This is a genomic window from Psychrobacter fozii (genome assembly GCF_003217155.1).
In the GTDB taxonomy this organism is placed as follows: Bacteria; Pseudomonadota; Gammaproteobacteria; order Pseudomonadales; family Moraxellaceae; genus Psychrobacter; species Psychrobacter fozii.
This window is the reverse complement of record NZ_QJSU01000009.1, coordinates 1-22,283: the sequence shown is the minus strand read 5'-3', so window position 1 is coordinate 22,283 and position 22,283 is coordinate 1. Positions and strand designations below refer to the sequence as shown.

Annotated in this window: 17 protein-coding genes; 12 read left to right on the top strand and 5 right to left on the bottom strand. The window is 44.0% G+C overall.

Annotated elements, in window-relative coordinates; genetic code table 11:
- Nucleotides 1-225: 225 nt before the first annotated feature.
- Nucleotides 226-2,970 (top strand): [protein-PII] uridylyltransferase, encoded by a 2,745-nt coding sequence (gene glnD / locus DFP82_RS11495; RefSeq protein WP_110923882.1) that lies wholly within the window; start codon nt 226-228, stop codon nt 2,968-2,970.
- 197 nt (nt 2,971-3,167) lie between these two features.
- Here glnD and DFP82_RS11490 read toward each other — a convergent pair whose 3' ends face one another.
- Nucleotides 3,168-3,839, bottom strand: coding sequence for a hypothetical protein (locus DFP82_RS11490; protein WP_110923881.1), 672 nt, complete (start codon nt 3,837-3,839; stop codon nt 3,168-3,170).
- Between the two features lie 258 nt (nt 3,840-4,097).
- Here DFP82_RS11490 and dapC point away from each other — a divergent pair, with 258 nt between their 5' ends.
- The 8 genes from dapC to DFP82_RS11450 all read left to right on the top strand — a co-directional run bounded on the left by dapC (nt 4,098) and on the right by DFP82_RS11450 (nt 13,297).
- A complete protein-coding gene (gene dapC / locus DFP82_RS11485; protein WP_110923880.1) occupies nt 4,098-5,330 on the top strand; it encodes a succinyldiaminopimelate transaminase in 1,233 nt (410 codons plus the stop codon).
- Between the two features lie 329 nt (nt 5,331-5,659).
- A complete protein-coding gene (locus DFP82_RS11480) occupies nt 5,660-7,600 on the top strand; it encodes a DUF294 nucleotidyltransferase-like domain-containing protein (RefSeq protein ID WP_110923879.1) in 1,941 nt (646 codons plus the stop codon).
- Between the two features lie 16 nt (nt 7,601-7,616).
- On the top strand, nt 7,617-8,222 hold the full coding sequence (locus DFP82_RS11475) for a 3'-5' exonuclease (protein WP_110923878.1): 606 nt from the start codon (nt 7,617-7,619) through the stop codon (nt 8,220-8,222).
- Nucleotides 8,223-8,330: 108 nt separating this feature from the next.
- Nucleotides 8,331-10,340, top strand: a complete 2,010-nt coding sequence (locus DFP82_RS11470) for a D-alanyl-D-alanine carboxypeptidase/D-alanyl-D-alanine-endopeptidase (protein WP_110923877.1) — start codon at nt 8,331-8,333, stop codon at nt 10,338-10,340.
- 83 nt (nt 10,341-10,423) lie between these two features.
- Nucleotides 10,424-10,939, top strand: a complete 516-nt coding sequence (locus DFP82_RS11465) for an ABZJ_00895 family protein (RefSeq protein ID WP_110923876.1) — start codon at nt 10,424-10,426, stop codon at nt 10,937-10,939.
- Between the two features lie 154 nt (nt 10,940-11,093).
- Complete coding sequence (locus tag DFP82_RS11460) at nt 11,094-11,642, top strand: DUF421 domain-containing protein (protein WP_110923875.1); 549 nt, start codon at nt 11,094-11,096, stop codon at nt 11,640-11,642.
- 158 nt (nt 11,643-11,800) lie between these two features.
- Entirely contained in the window at nt 11,801-12,289 is a 489-nt protein-coding gene (gene rlmH, locus DFP82_RS11455; RefSeq protein WP_110923874.1) for a 23S rRNA (pseudouridine(1915)-N(3))-methyltransferase RlmH, read from the top strand.
- Between the two features lie 105 nt (nt 12,290-12,394).
- Entirely contained in the window at nt 12,395-13,297 is a 903-nt protein-coding gene (locus DFP82_RS11450; protein ID WP_110923873.1) for a DODA-type extradiol aromatic ring-opening family dioxygenase, read from the top strand.
- Between the two features lie 30 nt (nt 13,298-13,327).
- On the opposite strand, the gene DFP82_RS11445 is transcribed toward DFP82_RS11450, so the two are convergent.
- Together DFP82_RS11445 and DFP82_RS11440 are read right to left on the bottom strand one after the other, a co-directional pair.
- The gene (locus DFP82_RS11445; RefSeq protein WP_110923872.1) at nt 13,328-14,821 is read right to left on the bottom strand and encodes an amidase; all 1,494 of its coding nucleotides are present in this window, start codon (nt 14,819-14,821) and stop codon (nt 13,328-13,330) included.
- Nucleotides 14,822-15,137: 316 nt separating this feature from the next.
- Entirely contained in the window at nt 15,138-18,530 is a 3,393-nt protein-coding gene (locus DFP82_RS11440; RefSeq protein WP_110923871.1) for a DNA translocase FtsK 4TM domain-containing protein, read from the bottom strand.
- Between the two features lie 652 nt (nt 18,531-19,182).
- On the opposite strand from DFP82_RS11440, the gene trxB reads away from it, so the two are divergent.
- The 3 genes from trxB to DFP82_RS11425 are packed head-to-tail and all read left to right on the top strand — an operon-like array spanning nt 19,183 to nt 21,456.
- On the top strand, nt 19,183-20,205 hold the full coding sequence (gene trxB, locus DFP82_RS11435; protein ID WP_110923870.1) for a thioredoxin-disulfide reductase: 1,023 nt from the start codon (nt 19,183-19,185) through the stop codon (nt 20,203-20,205).
- Entirely contained in the window at nt 20,206-21,012 is an 807-nt protein-coding gene (gene aat, locus DFP82_RS11430; RefSeq protein ID WP_110923869.1) for a leucyl/phenylalanyl-tRNA--protein transferase, read from the top strand.
- A 54-nt stretch (nt 21,013-21,066) separates the two neighbouring features.
- The gene (locus tag DFP82_RS11425) at nt 21,067-21,456 is read left to right on the top strand and encodes a MerR family transcriptional regulator (RefSeq protein ID WP_110923868.1); all 390 of its coding nucleotides are present in this window, start codon (nt 21,067-21,069) and stop codon (nt 21,454-21,456) included.
- Between the two features lie 66 nt (nt 21,457-21,522).
- Here the strand turns inward: DFP82_RS11425 and rimI are convergent, their stop codons facing one another.
- The gene (rimI, locus tag DFP82_RS11420; protein WP_110923867.1) at nt 21,523-21,999 is read right to left on the bottom strand and encodes a ribosomal protein S18-alanine N-acetyltransferase; all 477 of its coding nucleotides are present in this window, start codon (nt 21,997-21,999) and stop codon (nt 21,523-21,525) included.
- A 158-nt stretch (nt 22,000-22,157) separates the two neighbouring features.
- The coding region (locus tag DFP82_RS11415; RefSeq protein WP_484277974.1) for an EF-Tu C-terminal domain-related protein at nt 22,158-22,283 on the bottom strand (126 nt) is incomplete at its 5' end.

Here is a 22,283-nt window from a genome sequence, read left to right as displayed (position 1 = left end):
CTTTTCATACCCATACAGTTTTAGTACATCCTGATTTTTGTAGTACGCTACATATAGTCGGTTCAGTATAACTTGATACAAGAAAGCCGAGTGAAAGTACTACAGCTAGTAAACTAAGCAAGACTGACGCCGTATCGAATTTATAGTGGATTGACTATAGCACCATAGTTGTCATAGGCTTTCATCTTAACGAGCTATCTCTAAACTCTTAATTGGATAACACTCATGTTTAATTGTGATATCACCTCTATTGACCTAACGCCATTACCGTTGCTGTCAGCTGACATAGCGACGAATGCACCACTATCAGATACCGATAACGCCGAAAAACCACTACTGGGTATTCCTAAGTGGTTGACTCAAATCAATGAAGACATCAGTCGCGCACTCGAGCGTGGTGTTAATATTCGTCAGTTGGTGACCGTTCGTGCCTGTGCGATAGATGAGTTACTGATTGCTTTGTTTAAGTGGTTTGAGCTGGATAAGACCGACTTGGCATTCTTCGCCACTGGTGGTTACGGTCGCGGTGAGCTGTCGCTCTATTCAGATATCGATATTTTATTATTATCTCCTGATGAGATTGATGCTGAGACCAGTGGAAAAATTGATCGCTTGGTCGCATTGTTGTGGGATATCGGACTGGAGCCTGCGCTTTCGGTACGTACCGTCAATGATGCGCTCGAAGCTGCGCTTGATCACACGATTGCTAGCGCACAGCTCGAAGCTCGGCTATTGATTGGCAATGAAGCACTGCAAGAGATGCCCGTTAAAATTGTCAATGAACAGTGGTCACCGCGTAGTTTCTTTGAGGTAAAAATCGAAGAAGCCAAAGCGCGCCATCTACAGCACAATGCTACCGAGTATAACCTCGAGCCAAATATCAAGACCGCTCCTGGCGGCTTGCGCGATATTCATATTATCGGTTGGGTGACTAAGCGTTACTTCCGAGTGGGCAAGCTATATGACTTGGTACAGCAGAACTTTTTGACTGAAAAAGAATTTGATGAACTGAGTTTTGCAGAAGGTTATTTATGGCAAATACGTCATTACCTGCATGTATTGACAGGTCGTAACGAAAACAAGCTACTGTTTGATTATCAGCGTGAGATTGCCCAATTAATGGGCTATGAGACTCAACCAGACGACGAGCCTAATGCCGCTGTTGAACGATTTATGCGAGATTATTATCGCTGTGCCATGCAGATATCGACTCTGTCTGAAATGCTCACCAATCATTACTACGAAACAATTATAGAACCAAAACTGTCAGACGATGAGCGACCTAAGAAGCATCCGATCAATGCGCGCTTTAATCAAGTTGGCGATCAAATCTCTATGGCGCATCATCGGGTATTTGCCCAGCATCCAGAAGCTATCCTAGAGATGTTTTTACTGATGGGTCAACATAATATCAAAAACGTCCGTACGCATACCCTGCGCGCATTAAAAATCGCCGCACGTGGTATCGATCAGGTTTATCGTGATAATCCTGTTCACCAAGCCCTATTCTTAGCCAATTTAAAAGAACAGAATTATCTGTTTCACCGTCTACGTACCATGAACCGCTATGGCGTATTAGGGAATTATATCCCTGCTTTTGCCCAAGTGACTGGTCTTATGCAATATGATTTATTCCATCGTTATACCGTTGATGCACACACGTTGTTTTTAATTCGAATCTTGCACCGTTTCACGGATTCGCGTTTTTATGAAGATTTTCCACTGGTCAGCTCTATCTTTCAGCGTATTGAACGCAAAGAGATATTAGTACTGGCAGCGATGTTCCATGATATTGCCAAAGGTCGCGGCGGCAATCATAGTGAACTAGGCCAAACCGAATCGATTGAGTTCTGCTTAGCACATGGCATGAGTTTGGCGGATGCCAACTTGGTCGGCTGGCTGACCCGTTATCATCTATTGATGTCGATGACCGCTCAGAAAAAAGATATCTCAGACCCTGAGGTTGTCACGCTGTTCTCAGATCTCGTTGGTAATGTCACCCATCTCAACCATCTATATGTGCTCACCGTGGCAGATATGAACGCCACCAATCCACAGTTGTGGAATAGCTGGCGCGCCACACTCATGAAACAGCTATACTCACAAACTCGTCGTATTTTGCGCGCTGATATTGATGCCCCAACCAACCGCCAAGATATGATTAGTGCGACACGCACGCAGGCCTTAAATATGCTGGCCAATGTGAACAATCAGCACATGAATCGCGAAGAAGTACTGAGACTATGGGATGACTTGGGCGACGAGTACTTCTTACGAGAAATCGCTGAGGATATTTTGTGGCATACCGAAGCTATCTTGAATCACCCACCTATTGGTCTTGCGTCTAACGCTGACAGCCCGCCATTGGTTGTACTGCGTGAGCATAGAGAGCTAGCACTGGATGCCGTGCAAGTTTTTGTTTATACCCAAGATCAGATGAATCTATTTGCCGTCACTATGGCAGTGTTCGATCAAATGAATCTAGATGTCTTAGATGCACGCATTATTACTGCCACGCGTGACTTTGCTTTGGATTCTTATGTACTGCTTGACCCTACTGGCACCTTATTAATTGATGAAGAGAGTCAGCAAGAGCTCAAGCAGCGGTTGATCAGCGCATTTAAAGACCCAACAGTGCTAAAGATTACAAACAAGCGCATTCCGCGTCAGCTCAGAAACTTTGAAGTGACTACGGTTATCAAATTTGAGTTTAATGAGGCCTCAGATCAGCACATAATGAGCTTAGAAACGCTCGATCAGCCAGGGCTACTCGCTCGAGTTGGGCAAGTATTCTTGCAAGAGAAGATTGAGGTTCATGCAGCTCGTATTACCACTTTGGGTGAGCGTGCAGAAGATATGTTTTATATCAGTGATCAGAACGATGAGCCACTCTCTGCTGACAGACTTGAAACTTTGAAGTCAGCATTGATTGCCAGTCTTAGTGTACAGAAAGACTGCCCGCTTTATTAAATCAAATGTGATGCAGTAGGCGCGTCAAAAAAGCACTATAGAAAAGCACTATAGAAAAGCACTATAGAAAAGCACTATAGAAAAGCACTATAGAAAAGCAGAAAGCATGCCATTGATAACGCTATCGATGGCATGCTTTTTTATATCTAATTGCTTTTATATCCGACTACATTGATATCTAATAACGAAGCAGTTTTTTATAAAGTGCTTTTGTATATCATCTCGCTAGCGTGCTCATTGAGCTCATCATCAGCGAGATCTGGTGGCAAAATCTCTGCTTCGATATGCTTTTGCGTCAGTATTAAACGCCCAGCATCGACCTCTCTTTTTAGCAAACAATGCAAGCTTGCTAAATGGAAGCTTTTGTCAAAATATTCATACATCTCTCTTAGGGAAAGAGGGGCATGGGCATGCACATCTGGATAGAGACTGTCCTCTGCCAGAATGATCATTTCATTCATGGCTTCTTCACGTAGCAACTCATCTTTGTCAATTTTGCGTTGTAAAGTATTCGCCATTTGACCTTTGGCTGCCAACATGACCACAAATATGATTGTCTGTAAGGTAAACAGAGCAACATATTGCCATAAGGGCAGCATGATATCCAGCAATTTGCTAAGTAACATCAGCAGCATTGCCACGATGACATAGCTGACCAATTGCCATAAGAACCACATCATCAAGCTGTTTTCACCATACCAAAACATTTTTCTTTCTTTACGGTTAATCAGTTGCTGACGCGATTGCCACCAACTGTGCTCGCGTTGCTTGAGTCGCTCGTACAATTTGGTACGCGGCAGGCTACCATTAGAATTTTCATCATTGATATCTTTAGCGTCAAGACTATCGGGTTTTGCAACACTAGGCATATCAAATTATCCTTACCATGATCTATCATTAAGACTGATAGAGATTTTTGTATTGTTATAAGTTATCAATTGATAAGATTTTCTGAGCATTTTTCAGTACATTACTTCTGTGTCTGTTTCATCATTTACGGTCAAATAGCTTGGCAGTCTGAGCATGAAAAGAAGAAAAAGACAAAAAACAAGAGAAGTGCTACACTGCTTAAATGTAAATTTTCTTTATAACTTTATTATTAATTGTCTATTATAGTTACCCTACCTATGAATCACAACTTAACGTATCTGCATCCTTACCCTTTCGCAAAAATGGCTACCCTACTGGCGGATAGCACCCCAGCCCATAACTACAGTGAAATCAAACTGGGTATTGGTGAACCAAAGCATGAGCCACCCGCTTTTGTACTGGACGTACTACGCGAAAATTTGGACAAAATAAGCCGTTATCCAACGACCAATGGCCTGTTTGAACTACGCCAAACCATTGCACATTGGTTAGAAAAGCGGTTTTTCTTAAATCATGTCGATGCTAATACACAAGTATTGCCAGTGATGGGAACACGCGAGGCTATTTTTAGTTTGGTACAAGCGGTTGTCGATCACAAAGTCATCGATACTGACAATCATTCACTGTCTGTATCTGGTCAACCTCCTACCGTGGTCATGCCCAACCCGTTTTATCAAATATATGAGGGTGCGGCCATATTGGCACAGGCAACGCCTTACTTTATACCTTGCACACTAGATAATGACTTTAAAGGTGATTATCGCGTAGTACCAAAAGAAGTTTGGGCACGCACGCAGCTTTTGTTTGTCTGTAGTCCAAACAACCCAACAGGCTCAGTCATGACGATGGACGATTGGGAATACCTCATTCGCCTATCTGATCAGTACGGTTTTATCATTGCTAGTGACGAATGCTATAGCGAGCTGTATTTTGATACAGCTCCGATTGGACTGTTGCAAGCCTGCGCGACACTCGGTCGTCATAAATTTAAAAACTGTATCGTCTTTCATTCTTTATCCAAACGCTCAAACCTGCCTGGTTTACGCTCAGGATTTGTGGCGGGTGATGCCAATATATTGCAGGCGTATCTGCAATATCGCACCTATCAAGGCTGTGCCATGCCGATACCGCACCAGCTCGCCTCTATCGCTGCTTGGCAAGATGAAAAGCATGTGGCGCACAATCGCGCACTCTATCAGGAAAAATTTGCCTTATGGATGTCGGAGCTTGGTGACCTATTAGAGTTGCGGATGCCTGAGGCTGGATTTTACTTTTGGATAAAAGCGCCTAAGCAATTCAATGGTGATGATGAGCTGTTTGTCAAAGCACTGTATGAGCAAGCCAATATTCATGTTTTAGCAGGTCGCTATCTATCACGTGAAGTGAATGGTAAAAACCCTGGTCAAGGTTATGTACGTATTGCTTTGGTCGCTAGTGTCGAAGAAAGCCGTGAAGCGATAAGCCGTATTCGAAAATTACTTGGTGCGTAAGGTGCACAATTCATAGAATGTATAAGCAGTCGCTTTACGCGCATTAATCTTCAAGAACAACACCAACCTCTAATAACCACAATATAAATGTGGTTATTAGAGGTTTTTTGCTGCAATAGTGCTATAGTAAAGTATCTTTTACCTAGGGCGTGTCCTCACTCTGAACCATAAACTTTAAATGGACTAAAAAGGGTTAAATCTTTGCCAAACTGCGTCAAGTAGCTTGCTAATATCTCGACATTATCTGCACTACTTTCCTCGTTTAGCTGCCATTTTTATCACCATTTTCAAAATGAAGACACGCCCAATATGCCATCAAGGATGATGCCATGGCCCATCTTGATTTTACCCAGCCTCCCTTTGATGTATTAAGTATGGCTGAACGTCAAAGCATTAGAAAAAACACTCAAATCCGCTATCTTGCCAAAAGCGAAAGCCTGCTGGCAGAAGAGCTGCAATGTCTGTATGTGGTCATCAAAGGACAAATTGAGCAGTCACTTGACGGTGAGTTCGTTGGCTCCTATCTAGGTAGCAATCATTCTGACCATCTCAATAATAACGACTGGTTCGATAGTCGTCGTTTGCCCGAGTCATCGGCAAACGGCAATCCTAATACCGAAGCATTACAAACTTATCAATTTACAGCGACCGAAGACACTTTACTGCTACAAATTGCTGGTAGCGCAGTCGGCAAAATCAGCGCACAAAATCATCTAGTACGCCAAATGCTATCTGACAAACTCCCTGAACGGTTAAAAGCGTTACAGCAGCGACGCAATCACAAAGTAACCAATCCTAATGCCTATAACGATCAGCAAGAAGTTCAGCAAATCATGCTGCAACCAGTGATAGATGTCAGTTTATTGCCCGTACATATTGTGGATGCCAGTAACAGCTTGTATGACGCCGCCTGCATCATGACCCAAGTAGGGCTGAAGCACGTACTGGTGCGACCATCAAATCCTTCAGACAATACTGAAGATAAGCATCATGGCACAGGGCATATGTTAGGAATTTTGACCGATACCGATATTTGCCGCGCGGTGAGTGAGCAGCAGAACCCTGCCACGACTACCTGCCAGCGTTATGCTAACTTTAACCTACGTACCATCAACGCTACTGATGAAATTGGCGATGCCCTATTGACCATGACTCGCTATCGTATCCATAGACTGCCAGTGATTGATCATAATGGTGACGTGGCAGGAGTACTTGGACAGAGCGATATGCTCGCTCATATTGGTCATCATTCACAACTCATTAGTATTCAAATCGAACAGGCAAAGGATCTCTCAAGCCTAAATACTGCTGTCGAACTTATCGGTCGTTATATTCGTGTGCAACATCAAAATGGCGTCAAAATCGGTAACATCAGTCGCATGGTACAGACGCTCAACGCACAGGTATTTACCAAGCTCTGGCAACTCATAGTACCTGATGAAGTCATGGCAAACACCTGCCTCATCGTCATGGGGTCAGAGGGTCGCGGTGAGCAAATCATGCGTACTGACCAAGATAATGCACTCATCATGCGTGATGGTTACACTCATGATGATTTGGCACAGTTTGCTGATACCTTTAATAGTCATTTGGCTACCCTAGGTTATCCCTTGTGCGACGGCAATATCATGATGACCAACCCCATGTGGCGACAGCCGCTAAAAGCATTTAATGCGCAAATCAGTTGGTGGTTTAAAAACACCGATCCGATGCATGGTATTTATTTGTCTGCTATCCTCGATGGTGAATATGTCTGTGGTGACGAGTCATTATTGACTCAGGTACGTCAACATCTAAAAGTAGCCCACCGACAGTCAGACCCTATGTTTGTACGCCAGTTCGCACGCGCCGCCCTACAGTTCGGTGATGTGAATCAGTGGTGGCAAAAATTCGTTCCACTACTAGGTGGTAAGGCAGATTCGCATGATATCGATCTAAAAAAAGCCGGTATCTTTCCACTGGTTCATGGTATTCGCACTTTAGCATTAGAGAATGACATCTTAGAAGTCCCTAGTACCAAGAATCGCCTAAAGGCGTTGGTAAAAAACCAAGCATTAACCCAAGAGCGTGCAGACAACTTGTTAGAGGCTTTGGAGTTCTTTATGGCGCAACGTCTATCAGTTGCTCTGTCTACCGATGACAGACACGCACGCCAAGTAAATCCAACGACGCTGACGGCACTTGAGCGTGACTTGCTAAAAGAGTGTCTGTCCGTGGTCAAAAGCTTTAAGACACAGCTACGTCAGCACTATCAATTAGAAATAGCATAAACAAATGAGCACGCATATGAGTTGGCTAAAGCAGTTGTCTTGCACTTGGCAAAAGACACAATTACAGCGTCCAGAGTTGGCCTCGATGTTTACCCAACCGATGGCTGAGCAGTGGGTGGCGATTGACTGTGAGATGACAGGACTCAATCCCAAAAAGCATCATGTACTGTCTGTCGCAGCGATTCATATCAATGGCAATACCATCGACACAGGCAATGGCATGCATTTGGTCTGTAGACCACCGGTGATGCCTGACCGAGATACCATTGTCATTCACGGCTTGCGTACCGCTGATGTCGAGCATGGTATGAGCTATGATGAAATGCTGGCGCTATTACTACCGTTCATAGATAACCGACCCATCATTGGGTTTTGTACTCAACTAGATACGGGATTTTTGAATCCTTTGGTCAAGCGCTATATGGGTACCACGCTGCCCAATGAAATCATCGATGTGCGGCATTTATACAGTCGTCGCATGAGTGGTCACACCCAAGGCCTCTCTGGCCAATCGCAGCATTTGACCAATATATTAGCGCATTATAATATTCCTGATCTGGGCGCTCACGATGCTTATAACGATGCCATTATGACGGCGATGGCCTTTTTGCACGTGCGTTAATATCATTTATAGACAACAAAATCGAGCTTTTAACAAGTCTCTCCATCTACGCGAAAACAGCAACTCATGTTAGTATAGTCGGTTTTTACCACCGACTAAAAGATGCTCATGCGACCTACTTCCAAACGCTCTCGTTCTCCTGCCCTTGTTGCCAAACTTTCACCGATTTTTCACCATCTACGACCGTTTAATCAGGTGAGTAAACGCTTGGCTGTATTAGCATTAATCGCAACACCATTATATGCACAGGCAGCATTGCCAGCAGCTATTCAAGCGGCATTATCACGAGCTGATTTAACGGAAGCTGATATCAGTATCATCATTACGCCAGTCGGTGATAAAAATGCCAGTCACCTGCCTGCTCCTATTCAGGTCATTGACAGCCAGTCGGATAACTCTTCTGAAAGTACCTCGCAACCAACGCTAACGACTAATGCGACTTCTAACACCAATAACAGTGTCCAGAAAACAACGCCGAGTGATGCTCGCGATGAAAAAAACCATTTAGTGCAACCAAGCACATTGATTACGATTGAACAGCGCACGATTAAAAAGCGTGAGCAAGCATTGCATGCTTATACGGATGACCCTTACACTTACCAAAGTTTAGAAAGTATCCCAACCGTACTGGATGACTCATCAAAAACAACAGTCATTGACGATCATAATAATCATGAAAGTGGCAATACTGATAGCAACACGGGCACACCTTCTATAAAGATGTCATTTTCACCCCTACTGAGTCATCAACCCGATGTCGCTCGTACGCCTGCCAGCACTATGAAACTCGTTCCCAGTTTTATCGCTTTAGATACCTTAGGGACTGGCTTTGTCTGGCATACACGTGTCTACCATACTGGCCTTATCATCGGTGACCGTCTACACGGCGACTTGGTTATCCAAGGCAGTGGCGACCCCAAAATGACCCATGAGCGTTTGGCGCAACTGCTCTATAAAGTACAGTCAGCTGGCATTCATCACATCGATGGAGATATCATCATCGACAGCGCTGTCTTTAAAAATATCACTAAAGATCCTGCCGCCTTTGATAACTCGCCACTGCGTCCTTATAACGCCAGTCCCGATGGTTTTTTAGTTAACTTCAGTACCATTGGTATCAAAAGCTACCCGTTAGACAATGGTCAAGCTAGCCTGATTTATACGCCGCAATTAGCAAACTATCAATTACCCACTACCATAAATACCCGCTCAGCGAGCTGTGGACAAGCAAGCTATAGCCTCTCGCCGCAGTGGAAAGCCAAACAACTGATGTTAAATGCCGACTTGCCAAGCAGCTGTGGTGAGCATGTTTTTTATGTTGCGTATCCTGATGCCAAAGACTTTGCTGCACGTATCATCGCCGAAAAATGGCAGGCGCTAGGCAATACACTCAGTGGTGATGTCATCACACAAGAAGTGCCTTATGCTGGGACAAAGTCTCTAAAGTCGACACATGGTCTCACAGCATTGTCTATGTCACCGCTCCCCATTGTCAGCTACCCATCACTGAATCTCACTCAGCAAATTTATGATATTAACCACTTTTCCAATAATGTGATGGCTGAACAAGTGGCTCTATCAATAGGGGCTTATGGCAATGCCAAGGGCGTTAAAACTCATGACGAAACACATGTAAAGAACCATAGAAATGAAAGCAGCCTATACCAATTTGGCAAACCTACTACTACCGACTATCCAGCGGCATTGCAAAGTATCAATCAATGGTGGCAAACCAATCTAAGCACGCCACCGCCTCATCTAACCAACGGCTCAGGACTCTGCCGCGAATGCACCATCAGCGCGGCCAATTTAAGCGAACTATTAACATATGCTTATGATAGTCCAAGCTTCGATGCTTACGTCAATTCACTAGGTGTGGCAGGTGTCAGTGGCACCATCACCGCGCATGGTGAACGTTTGCCAGAGTCTGCAGCCATTGGCCGCGCATGGATAAAAACAGGTACTCTAAATAATGTGACCTCGATGGCAGGTTATGTCAAAGGATTGTCAGGGCAAGATTATGTCGTCGTGGGACTTATTAATAGTGAGCAGTCTCTGAATGCTTATACTGCCAGACCAGTATTGGATGCGATGCTCGATTGGACCGCTGAGCATTGATTACTTTTATCAAAAATACTTTTTAATGAATAATTGATAATATATCAATTACATTACGCTTTTACCTTTATAAAGGTCAGATTATGCCACGTAAGATAACCAATCTTAGCAAACCTAGCCCTCAGTCGAATCGTGATGGGCTAACGAAAAATAATGGATTGGCTCAACCCAAACTGGCGCAGTATATTGGTTTTTTTGCAGTTGGTTATACACTTGCCAGCGCAGTGTTTATGATGATTCAAACCCAGCTTACCTTGAACTCACAACTGGTCACGGTGCTATCTATCATTATTGGCGCTTACATCGCAGTCAGTAAATTCGTCAAGCATCAGCAGCGAGCATTGGATAGAAGTGAGATTAATCGCATCATGTTGAGCGGGGTTGCTGTTATCTGGCTAGTAACTGCACTTTACTTCGTAGCCATATGGTTTTGGTTATTTGATACAGTGAGCCGTGAAGTCTTAGTCGATATGGCGATGCAAAAACCTTTACCACTGCTCTCAGCACTCGTCATGATATTGGTACTGACGTTGGTCAGTGCTCGAATCAGTCTTTGGGTGCTCAATAGCCTACTTGACCCCAAACGCAAAACTCGATAGGCAATTAGCAAGCGCAGAAAAACTATAAGTAGCGAAAAACTGGCTTGGTTATTGAGCTGTATCGCCTATAAAATATTGCGTTAACGTTAATGGGTAAAATTTTGGACAATGACCTACTTTGGACAATAACCTACTTTGAATAGGAGCACGCATCATGGAAATGTTCTTTTTTGACAATATAGACAAACTTGGACGTATCGTCTTAACGACCGTTATGATTTACGTATTCATCGTATTGATTACCAAAATCTCTGGCAAGCGCTCGACGTCACAGCTCAACAACTTTGATTGGGTCGTCACCGTGATGATCGGCTCATTAGGTGCCAGTACTATTTTGCTAAAAGACATTCCTTTTGTCGAAGGGGCTTCATCGATTTTAGTGCTTTATGTGTTGCAGTTTTTAGTCACCAAATATGCGTCTATTTCAACGCCCTTTAGCAGTTTTATTTTGTCTGAGCCGCGTATCGTCTTTTATCAAGGACAGTTTTTGCCAGATGCAATGCGAGATGAAAGGCTGACCCGTCAAGAAATCGAATGTGCGATGCGCTCTGAAGGTATGAACAGTTTTGATGATATTGAAGCCATTGTCTTTGAGTCTGATGCCCAGCTTACTATTATTCCAAAGCCCAACACGACTGATGCGAGTAAGGATAACCCAAACACAGAAGCGACTGTCTCCGATACTATTGCACCGCTAATGTAAAATATATAGTCGGTGAACTACTAAACCACTACGGCGTTACCCTCCTTAGATGTACTACTTGTACAATCTGCAGTCGGCTACCTTGTACCCACTTTAGAGTTCTTTGACTATAGAGCATCATATTTTTCGTTTTATCAATTATTGAAATGGTAACTACTATGAAGGTAAGAATTTTGACCGTCGGTAATAAAATGCCCAAATGGGTACAGACGGGTTTTGATGAATATTTTAAACGTATCCAACCCATGCTCAGCACAGAAATTGTTGAGCTGGCTGCTGCAAAACGCGCAAAAAACCCTTCAGATGCCAATTTGGCACAGTACCGTGAGCAAGAAGGTCAGGCGATATTGTCCGCTCATAACACGTCAGGTCGTGAGCAATTATGGGTACTGGATGTCAAAGGTAAGATAATTTCGACAGAAGGACTGGCTGATAAATTGGCTGATGGTATGCAGCAAGGCGATGATATTGCTCTAGTCATCGGCGGTGCAGATGGTGTCTCGCCAGAAGTGTTAGCCAAAGCCGATGTGAAGCTATCACTATCAGCGCTGACATTACCACACCCGTTGGTACGTGTTGTGCTAATGGAACAGTTGTATCGGGCGATGAGTATCAATAATAACCACCCTTATCACCGTGGAAACTAGATAGATTAGACGTATAAAAAATGACCACGACGTTTTAATCAAACCACTCAAAACATCAATCGTAGAACGGATTGAAAAACTGGTGCATGCCCTAATACATAGAACATGAAATATCCAAAAACTGCGACACCTGACGCCTCTCGTCCAAGCCATCAACACGATGACTCCCATCCCAATTCGCCAACGCCTATCACTGCGGCGGGCGTTTGGGCAGACGCACCTGTGGTAGCGGCCAATGCTACTAAGTTTGCAAAGCTACCAGCAGTGTTTATCTCGCATGGAGCGCCCACGCTTGCTATTGAGCAATCATCTACGACCAGCGCGCTAGCACGTATCGGGCAAAATTTACCAAAGCCACGTGCTATCCTTATTATGTCCGCGCATTGGCAGTCATCCAAGCTTGAAATCAGCAGCAATCCACAACCGAAGACGTGGCATGATTTTTCAGGGTTTTCGCCTGAGTTGTACGAGCTACAATATCCAGCAGCTGGTCATCCTGTGCTTGCGGAATCACTCGCACAGCAGCTCACCGCACGCGGTATTACTTGTAGCGTCAACCCTGTACGTGCGTCTGACCATGGCGTGTGGGCACCTCTCAGACATCTGTACCCAGAGGCAGACATACCTATCGTACAAATATCTTTACCTCGGCACTATGACAGTGTCGCTTGTTATCAATTGGGTGCACAGCTAGCACGACTGCGCCATGAGCAAATACTTATTATTGGCTCAGGTAACATTACACATAACCTGAGCGCCATGCGCTGGCAATCTGACAGTATCGATCAAGCCGCCAAAGACTTTAAGCTATGGCTACTACAGCAGCTTAAGATAGACATACCCACTGCTCTAGACTGGCAGCAATACCCTAATTATAAAAACATTCATCCGAGTGATGAGCACTTGCTACCGCTGTTCTTTGCACTAGGTACTGGTCAGCGCGTCTCAGTCGTCCATCAAAGCATGGCACATCATAGTTTGGGTATGGATATTTATCGCTTTGATTAACATGTACTAGGCCGTGTCCTCATCATAGCGCTACTGTTCAAAAGCAGCTTTCGTAAATAATCCAGCACGCTCAAACTCACCTGCCACACTAAACAGCGTGGCTTCATCGTTCATACGCCCAATCAACTGCATACCAATCGGCAAGCCTTTTTTGCTCATGCCGAGTGGTAACGACATTGCTGGTAGACCTGTGACATTGCCTAATAACGTAAAGGCCATTTTTCCTAGTATCGGTTGGCTCAGTTTTTCAATCATGCCAGAGCGAAAAGCATACTTACCCATATCAAAGCCTTTATTGAGAAACTCTGCACTACGCATCAGCATTTCATCCGTGCGGCTGGGTGGCAATATCCCATGCTTGACCGCAGGTGTGGGTACGGTTGGGCACAAAATCATATCGTAGGTTTCAAGCAATAAGCCAGTCTGATATTGGCTATGATGCCAGCCATGTTTGGCATGAGCCAAATCAACTGCTGATAGTGAGCAACCTAGCAATGCCATATTATAAGTTTGCGGCTCTAGATTCTGAATATGTTCGATACCAAAATCACGCTCGAGATTGTCAATGGTAAATGCGGTATGAGCACAAACCACCACCATAAAATCATGCCAAAACTGTTCAATATCAATATTAGGTTCAGCAGGTACTACTCGGTGCCCCATGGCTTCTAGTTGCTTGGCAGTTTGCTCGAGGACCGCCAGTACTTCTTTGTCCACTACAGTATTGGCAATCAACGGCTTCTGATGCAACGCAATGGTTAATTGTCTCGGCGCGCGCATGGCTGCTTGTAAAAAAGTACCCTGTGGTGGCGCGATGACATACGGAGCACCGATTTCTACACCGCTTGTCGCATCGAGCATAGCAGCGCTATCACGCACGCTACGTGTAATCACATGGTCAGCGACTGCTCCCTCCCAACCCTCTCCAAATGACGGGCCCATTGGGTTACGACCACGGCTAGGCTTGAGTCCAAACGCGCCGCACCACGCAGCGGGAAAACGTATCGAGCCACCGCCATCACCTGCGCCTGCCATCGGTACGATACCACTCGCAACTGCTGCTGCACTGCCGCCAGATGAGCCACCAGAGCTATAGCACTTCTTAAATGGATTATGAGTCGCGCCATGAGCTTTGGGTTCAGTCGTGATAATCAAACCAAACTCAGGAGTGTTCGTTTTACCAAAGGTATTGACGCCAGTGGCTTTCATCCGTTTGACGATTTCGCTATCTTTTTCTGAGATGATATTGACACTACGACTGCCCATCGTGATGGGTTCATCAGCGAAGCTAAACGATAAATCTTTTAATAGATACGGCACGCCATTGAATACGCCAGAAGGCAATCCTGCCTGCGCCGCACGATACGCACGTTCATCAAAACGGTGGATAATGGCATTCAATTTAGGATTTAATTTGTTTGCCTGACTGACTGCTGCATCTAACAATTCTTTGGCGCTGACCTCACCGGCATTGACCAATGCCGCTAATGCGAGACCATCGTACTGGGTATACTCTTTGAACATAACCGACCTTCCTTGGAGAGTAATTGAATAGAGAATTCTTAAAATTAACAAATATTTATCGATAAATAACTGTCAGTTTAGTATAAAAAACCACTACTTATGATTGATAAATGGACTCATTAGTCACTTAGGTACTGAACTGGCTATTACTCATTCATGAATTTAACCTTAGATAATTACAGTGTATTTAATGACAATATTTTAGTATTATATTCCTAAGCACTTAATATCTCACTAAAAAACATACCTGTGCTTATCCCACAAAAAAGGCGAGCCACTTTCGTGACTCGCCTTTTCATATTATTAATACTAAATGCTACATCAGTAACTCACGCTTACCGCTTTTACCCATCGAGCTGACCAGTCCAGCTTCTTCCATCGAGTCGACAATACGTGCTGCACGGTTATAGCCAATACTAAATTTACGTTGGATACTAGAAGCCGAGACTTTACGCGTTTCCATAATAAAGGCAACCGCGTCATTGTATAAGTCATCATCTTCACCAGAGGCGTTGCTTGAACTACCACCACCTCCTGGACTAGATAATTCAAAATTCCCTGCCATGTTATCAATATAGTCGGGCGCACCGCGCTCACGCCAAGCATCACACACACGGTTGACCTCTTCATCGCTGACATACGCACCATGCACACGATCAGGCTCAATTTGCCCAGGCCCTAAGAACAACATATCACCATTGCCTAGCATATCCTCAGCACCACCACTATCCAAAATAGTCCGCGAATCGACTTTTGAGTTCACGCGCAATGCTGCACGTACTGGGATGTTGGCTTTAATCAGACCTGTAATGACATCCACCGATGGACGCTGAGTGGCTAACATCAAATGAATACCGGCTGCCCGCGATTTTTGTGCCAAACGCGTGATGAGCTCTTCGGCTTGTTTACCAACCTGCATAATCATATCGGCAAACTCATCCGCGACGATGACAATCATTGGCAAGGTTTTAAGCTTCGGCGCTTGGCTGATACTCACGCTATCATTCGGTCGCCATAAGGGATCAAGCATAGGATTGCCTGAGGCCTCGGCAGCGCGCACTTTTTTATTGAATTCATCAAGCTTGCGAACTTTCAGTAAGCTCATTAGTTGATAGCGGCGTTCCATCTCTGCCACACACCATGACAAGGCACTGGCAGCTTCCGTCATATCAGTCACAACAGGCGTTAACAGATGCGGAATATCATTATAGTTGGCAAGCTCAAGCTGCTTGGGATCAATCAAGATAAGGCGCAGCTCATTGGGCGTATATTTGAGTAACATCGACAGTAGCATTGAGTTAACCAAAACCGATTTACCAGAACCTGTCGTACCAGCGACCAGCATATGCGGCGCACGCGCAAGGTCAGTAATGATAGGTTTACCGCCAATATCTTTGCCCATTGCCATGCTGATTTGCGCTTTTGGGTCTTTAAATTTTTCAGTATTTAGCAGCTCTATCAAACGTACCATTTCACGTTTTGGGTTGGGTACTTCAATACCAATATAAGGCTTACCCGGTATTACTTCAACCACACGCAGAGATGCCATAGACAGCGAGCGTGCTAAATCACGCGAAATGCCCGTTACCTTGCTAGCCTTTACACCTGCCGCCAGCTCGACCTCAAAACGTGTCACGACTGGCCCCGGAATCGCATTGACAACTGATGCTTTTACATTGAATTCTTGTAGCTTGATTTCTAATAATTCTGATAGCTCAACCAGCTTTTCTTCGGTATAACTCGGTTGGCGATTTGGGTCTGGATTGTCTAAAATCGACATCTCAGGAATAGGCGACAAACTACTACGATAAGCCGCCGTTTGCATTGAGCGTGACTTAGTACTGAACGCTGCATCATCGCTAATATGGGGCATAACAGGAGCAGCATCATCAGCGCTCGTATCATCTGGCACCATATCAGCAATATGGTTGCTAGAATCTCCTTCAGGTATATCAAAACTCACATTGGATTTAGAAGCAACAACTGGCTCAGCGACAACAGTTGGTGGTAATGTTGGATTGGCAGGCGGTGTATTGGTCGGCGTCATATCGGCCATTTTTGATATTGGCTCGATAGCTTCTGCAGCAAGTAACGCAGCTGATTTTGCAATCGCAGCCGACGACGCAGCATTGTTCAATGTTTTAGTTTCATTACTGGCTGGTTTATCGACAGATGGACTCGTATCACTAGCAGCTGAAGCAACAACTATATTCGAAGGCTTATTATCAGAAAGCTTGCTATTCGAAGGCTGCTTATTAATAGCATCACCACTGGACAAATCTGGCACAGGCTCTACGACTGCTTCTCGTACTGGCTGCTCCGCGACACTATCAGACTTAAGCCTTTCTATAGACGCTGCAGTAGTAGGTACTGAAATATCTGCATGCTCTGCTAGCCAAGCATCTGCCAATGTATCAATACTCTCTACTGGTACATCAAGCCCAGAATCTGCCGTATTTTGAAGAGCCGTCTCACCGTATACGATATCCTCAAGTGGCGACTGAACGTCAGCTATTTTTGCGGTTGATACAGTCGGAGCAGATGGCACAGCTGATTCTAGCGACTCAGTATTGGTATGACTAAATTCAGTATCATTAGGTACTGGTACAGTAGCATCTGAACCATAACCGTTATTAGTATTGGTGTTATAAGCTAATTGCTCACTGGCCAATAAATCATCAACGGTATTTGCATCATTCCAAGCAAAGCTCGGTTCTACTTTGCGGACAGGTGTCATTACAGAGCTTGACGTCGGCGATGTATTAGCATGATTGATCGTATTATCAGTTGTACCGCTAGGTGTCGCTGTTGCCGCCTGTAGCTGTTGGCTATTTTCATTATTAGACATGGCACTTGAATTAGACATAGCCGCTTGCGTTGCTGCTGCCATCGACGCTTTTACGCTATCAGCAAGCCCTGACGTTGATAAAAAGTCTGATAAGACATTGCTGAAACGACCACTATTCTCTACTGCTTTTACACTATCTTCAGAGTGTAGTTCAAGCGGTAACTGCTGCTGTTCTGAGATTTCTTTAGCTGTTTTATTCGTTGCTATATTTTCATCATTTTGCCCTGAGATAATACCTTCTTGAGCAGAGATATCATTCTGCGCCATGCCTTTGTGTTTGACCCCTGAACCAAGCCATGACAATGCTGTCACTTTCTGATAAATCACAAGCCAATGAATATTAAAGGCAAAAGTCGCCGTGATAATAACGAAAACCGTTAAGAAGAGTACACTCCCCCACTGCGATAAAAGCTGAGCCAATCGAGACTGTAGCTCCAACCCTATAATACCGCCAGCAACTCCTTCTAGCCTTGTCGCTGTTGGATCCGTTACGTGCTGAACCAACGCAACCAATTGTGCAAATAAAGCACTGGCACTCAATAATAAAAACACATAAGCAATCAAACGCATCAGCCAAAATGTTGGCTTGTTGTCCCACCAGATAAGGATAGACTCATAAACCAAAAATGCTAGCAGCCACCATGCACCAAAACCAAAGAAGCTATAGAGCAAGTCCGATAACCAAGCACCCGATGCACCACCCACATTATTAATCGTGGTCATGTCACTACTGATATGCGACCAGCTAGGGTCGTTACCTGTATACGTCATCAAGATGACAAAGAGATAAACGGCCAGTATTAACCCAAGGAGGGTAAATATTCCCTTTTTTAAATACTCAATAAGCGGTGCTGATATCACGTAAGATCTGCCTTGTTATTAATACTAAATGGTCGTCAACGCATGACTAAGCTTAATCATGCTGACATAAAGTGCTGACATAGAGATACTGATATAGAAGTGCGGATATAAATATCTCTGGCAAAGCATTTAGAACGCATTGTCTGTCATAAAGATGCGTCATGACAGCCTTCTTTCTGCGCTCCAATACACTTGGCATAACTTCTTATAATAACAAATACATAGGTACAGTGGCGACAGTCTTCTAAAGAAAGAGTGCAAGAAAGTTAGCTAATATGCGATTTAGATAAAAAACCCTACTTTTAGCAATATAGCTCACAGAATAAGGCTAACAATCTTATATAGACCTTATAAAATAGTCGTCATTTATGCCAACAATACTTCAAGGTTTATATGCTTTAATTCTAATGATATCCATGTTGATTTTAGCAAACTTGCACTTTGCCCGCCGTGCCCTTATGTTATTATCACACAGCAATGAGAAAAACCATATTAGTCATCATTTTGAAAAAATTTACTATATTAGACTTCTTGCATAAGTCATCGCTAGCCCTCGTGACTCCGTCAGTGAAAATCAATGAACTGGTACTTTTGCAAAAGATCTATTAATCACTCCTATTTTTAACTTTTTATATTTAGCAAGGAATTACCCATGGCAACTGAAAATACAGCGCCACGTCACGAAAAACTCATCATCCTAGGCTCAGGCCCTGCTGGTTATTCTGCTGCCGTTTATGCAGCACGCGCCAACCTAAAGCCTGTCATGGTCACCGGTATGGAAGTGGGCGGACAGCTAACCACCACCACCGAAGTCGATAACTGGCCAGGCGATGCTCATGACTTAACAGGCCCTGCATTGATGGAACGCATGAAAGCCCACGCAGAACGCTTCGGTACCGAACTGGTCTATGACCATATCAACGAAGTAAATTTGAATGAGCGCCCTTTTCAATTAACGGGTAATAATGGTAGCTACACTTGTGATGCCCTAATCATCTCAACAGGTGCATCTGCTCAGTATCTAGGGCTAGAGTCAGAAACCAAATTCAGAGGCCTTGGCGTTTCAGCTTGTGCTACTTGTGATGGTTTCTTCTATAAGAACCAAAAAGTCGCTGTCATCGGTGGTGGTAACACTGCTGTCGAAGAAGCTCTATATCTATCAAACATTGCTTCTGAAGTAACCTTAGTCCATCGCCGTGATAGCTTGCGCTCTGAGAAAATCCTACAAGACAAACTGTTTGAAAAAACCAAAAACGGTAACGTCAAAATCGAGTGGAATCACAGTGTTGAAGAAGTGGTTGGTGATGATATGGGCGTCAATGGCGTTGTTATCAAATCAACCATAGATGGCAGCACTAAGCAACTAGATGTCTTTGGCATGTTTGTGGCAATCGGTCATAAGCCTAATACGGACTTGTTCAAAGGTCAGCTAGATATGAAAGATGGCTACCTTACTGTCCAAAGCGGCTTAGTAGGTAATGCCACGCAAACCAGTATCGAAGGGGTGTTTGCAGCAGGCGATGTCGCCGATCATGTCTATCGTCAAGCCATCACATCTGCTGGCACTGGCTGTATGGCGGCACTTGATGCTGAAAAATACTTGGATGCATTGGGAGAGACCGTTGCTCGTGATCATACTTACGATTCAACACTAACCGCAGATAAAGAAGCCTAAATGGGCAACTTTACTCAACAGAACGATCAACACATCACGCCTGAGACTTTAAAAAGTCTTGGGCGTTATGACTTTCCTGATCCTATTTCTATTGACCCTGATGGCATTGGCATCGTCGCTATGGGTGGCGATTTGGCACCAGAAACTCTCATCTCTGCTTATGCACAAGGACTGTTCCCTTGGTTTAATGAAGATGAACCGATCGCTTGGTGGTGCCCTGAACCACGATGTGCAATAGTGCCAACAGACTATCAGCCAAGCAAGTCACTACGCAAACAAGCGAATCGTGCCCGTTGGCAACTGACCCTTAATCAAGCGTTTGATGACGTCATACATGCCTGTAGCTTGCCACGCAGCGATGGCCTTAATGACAATCAGCCTGAAGGAGAACATACTTGGATTCATGATGAAATGATTGAAGCCTACACCAAGTTACATGCGCAAGGATTTGCACATAGTGTAGAAGTTTGGGATGATAAAGGGCAGTTGGTTGGTGGACTTTATGGATTAAAAATAGGCAATATCTATTTTGGTGAATCGATGTTTCACTGTGCTTCCAATGCATCAAAGTTGGCTTTTTGGGGTCTGATGCGTTTATGTGAACAAAGCCATGTAGCGTTGGTCGACTGTCAATTACCGAACGATCATCTTATGAGTCTAGGCGCAACCACCTTGCCACGCGCGGATTTCCTCACTCAGTTAGATACATTGATAGCTGGCGATGCCATCACATGGCAAAATAACTCCCACAAACCGTTGCCAGTATCGCAACTTGATAACGAAGAACCTTGGCAGCTCAATTTATAACGAGCATTGTGATGGCTATTAATAAGCATCTACTTACAGACCTATGAGACCACTATGGCATTTGATGAATCGTTTTTGTTAATTGGGGCGCTAGCAAAAAAAGCCAATACTACTAAGGATACCGTGCGCCATTATGACCAATTGGGTCTGCTAAAGTCACGTAAGCGTCAAGCAGGATCGCGATTGTATACTGAGTTTCATCCAGAATGTGTCGAACGTATCGAGCTAATCAAGAGTGCACAAACGGTAGGCTTCACTCTCAACGAAATGAAAGATAGCTTCAATGATTTTTATGCTGGGAAAATTAGCCTCGATGAACAGTTAAGTTTTAATCAAAAAAAGCTGGATCAAGTTCAAAAACAGCAAGCCAATACTAGCATCATGATTGAGCTCTTGAGCGAACGAATTAAAGAGCTTAAATCTATGCAAGCAAACAGCGAATAAATTTATCGTATAAAAGCTGATGAACAAACATCTTAAAACAATAAAGCCAATTCAACTCATATGTCACTACTGATAAACATGCTGCATAATTAAAGCATCGACTGATGGCTGATGTGGCTGTTGATAATAGCCTTTACGTTTGTGAATAACGACAAACGCTTGTCTTTCGTATAACGCTATCGCAGGAGCGTTATCTGCACGCACTTCTAATAATAAATTTTCCACCTGAATCTCTTTCAGATGTGTATTTAATTCTGCAAAAATTAACGACGCAATACCTTGGCGTTGATAATCAGGACGTGTGCCAATACGTAGGATTTCTGCTTGCTCAAACACCACTTGATATAAGCAGTAACCAACCACTTCGTCAGTCTCAGTACTCATAACGACCATTAAATCTATACTATCTTGTTCGAGTAAATCGTTCAGAGTCTGTCCAGTCCATGGTTCTTGTAACTGGACAATAGCCTCAATAGTCGCCACGGCTTGGACAATCGCTGCACCTTCTTCTGCTTCAGAATTTAGTGTCTTTATATTAAACATCTGCACTCTTCTGTCTCTTTTCTTAAAATACACTTTATATTATCGTCAATTATAGGTATATCCCCATAACTTTTCTTTAGTTATAAACATCCATAAAAAAAGCCGTTCTCAATAAAGAGAACGGCTTTTGACTAACTAGTTAAATACTAGGATCAGTATTAAACGTTTACGTTAGCAACAACACCAGCACCTACAGTACGGCCGCCTTCACGAATAGCGAAGCGAAGACCTTTGTCCATAGCGATTGGGTGGATAAGCTCTACGCCCATCTCAACGTTATCACC

Bases quoted from the DNA above. Each gene is read 5' to 3' on its own strand.
- glnD (WP_110923882.1), top strand. From the start codon at position 226: ATGTTTAATTGTGATATCACCTCTATTGACCTAACGCCATTACCGTTG.
- DFP82_RS11490 (WP_110923881.1), bottom strand. From the start codon at position 3,839: ATGCCTAGTGTTGCAAAACCCGATAGTCTTGACGCTAAAGATATCAAT.
- dapC (WP_110923880.1), top strand. From the start codon at position 4,098: ATGAATCACAACTTAACGTATCTGCATCCTTACCCTTTCGCAAAAATG.
- DFP82_RS11480 (WP_110923879.1), top strand. From the start codon at position 5,660: ATGGCCCATCTTGATTTTACCCAGCCTCCCTTTGATGTATTAAGTATG.
- DFP82_RS11475 (WP_110923878.1), top strand. From the start codon at position 7,617: ATGAGTTGGCTAAAGCAGTTGTCTTGCACTTGGCAAAAGACACAATTA.
- DFP82_RS11470 (WP_110923877.1), top strand. From the start codon at position 8,331: ATGCGACCTACTTCCAAACGCTCTCGTTCTCCTGCCCTTGTTGCCAAA.
- DFP82_RS11465 (WP_110923876.1), top strand. From the start codon at position 10,424: ATGCCACGTAAGATAACCAATCTTAGCAAACCTAGCCCTCAGTCGAAT.
- DFP82_RS11460 (WP_110923875.1), top strand. From the start codon at position 11,094: ATGGAAATGTTCTTTTTTGACAATATAGACAAACTTGGACGTATCGTC.
- rlmH (WP_110923874.1), top strand. From the start codon at position 11,801: ATGAAGGTAAGAATTTTGACCGTCGGTAATAAAATGCCCAAATGGGTA.
- DFP82_RS11450 (WP_110923873.1), top strand. From the start codon at position 12,395: ATGAAATATCCAAAAACTGCGACACCTGACGCCTCTCGTCCAAGCCAT.
- DFP82_RS11445 (WP_110923872.1), bottom strand. From the start codon at position 14,821: ATGTTCAAAGAGTATACCCAGTACGATGGTCTCGCATTAGCGGCATTG.
- trxB (WP_110923870.1), top strand. From the start codon at position 19,183: ATGGCAACTGAAAATACAGCGCCACGTCACGAAAAACTCATCATCCTA.
- aat (WP_110923869.1), top strand. From the start codon at position 20,206: ATGGGCAACTTTACTCAACAGAACGATCAACACATCACGCCTGAGACT.
- DFP82_RS11425 (WP_110923868.1), top strand. From the start codon at position 21,067: ATGGCATTTGATGAATCGTTTTTGTTAATTGGGGCGCTAGCAAAAAAA.
- rimI (WP_110923867.1), bottom strand. From the start codon at position 21,999: ATGTTTAATATAAAGACACTAAATTCTGAAGCAGAAGAAGGTGCAGCG.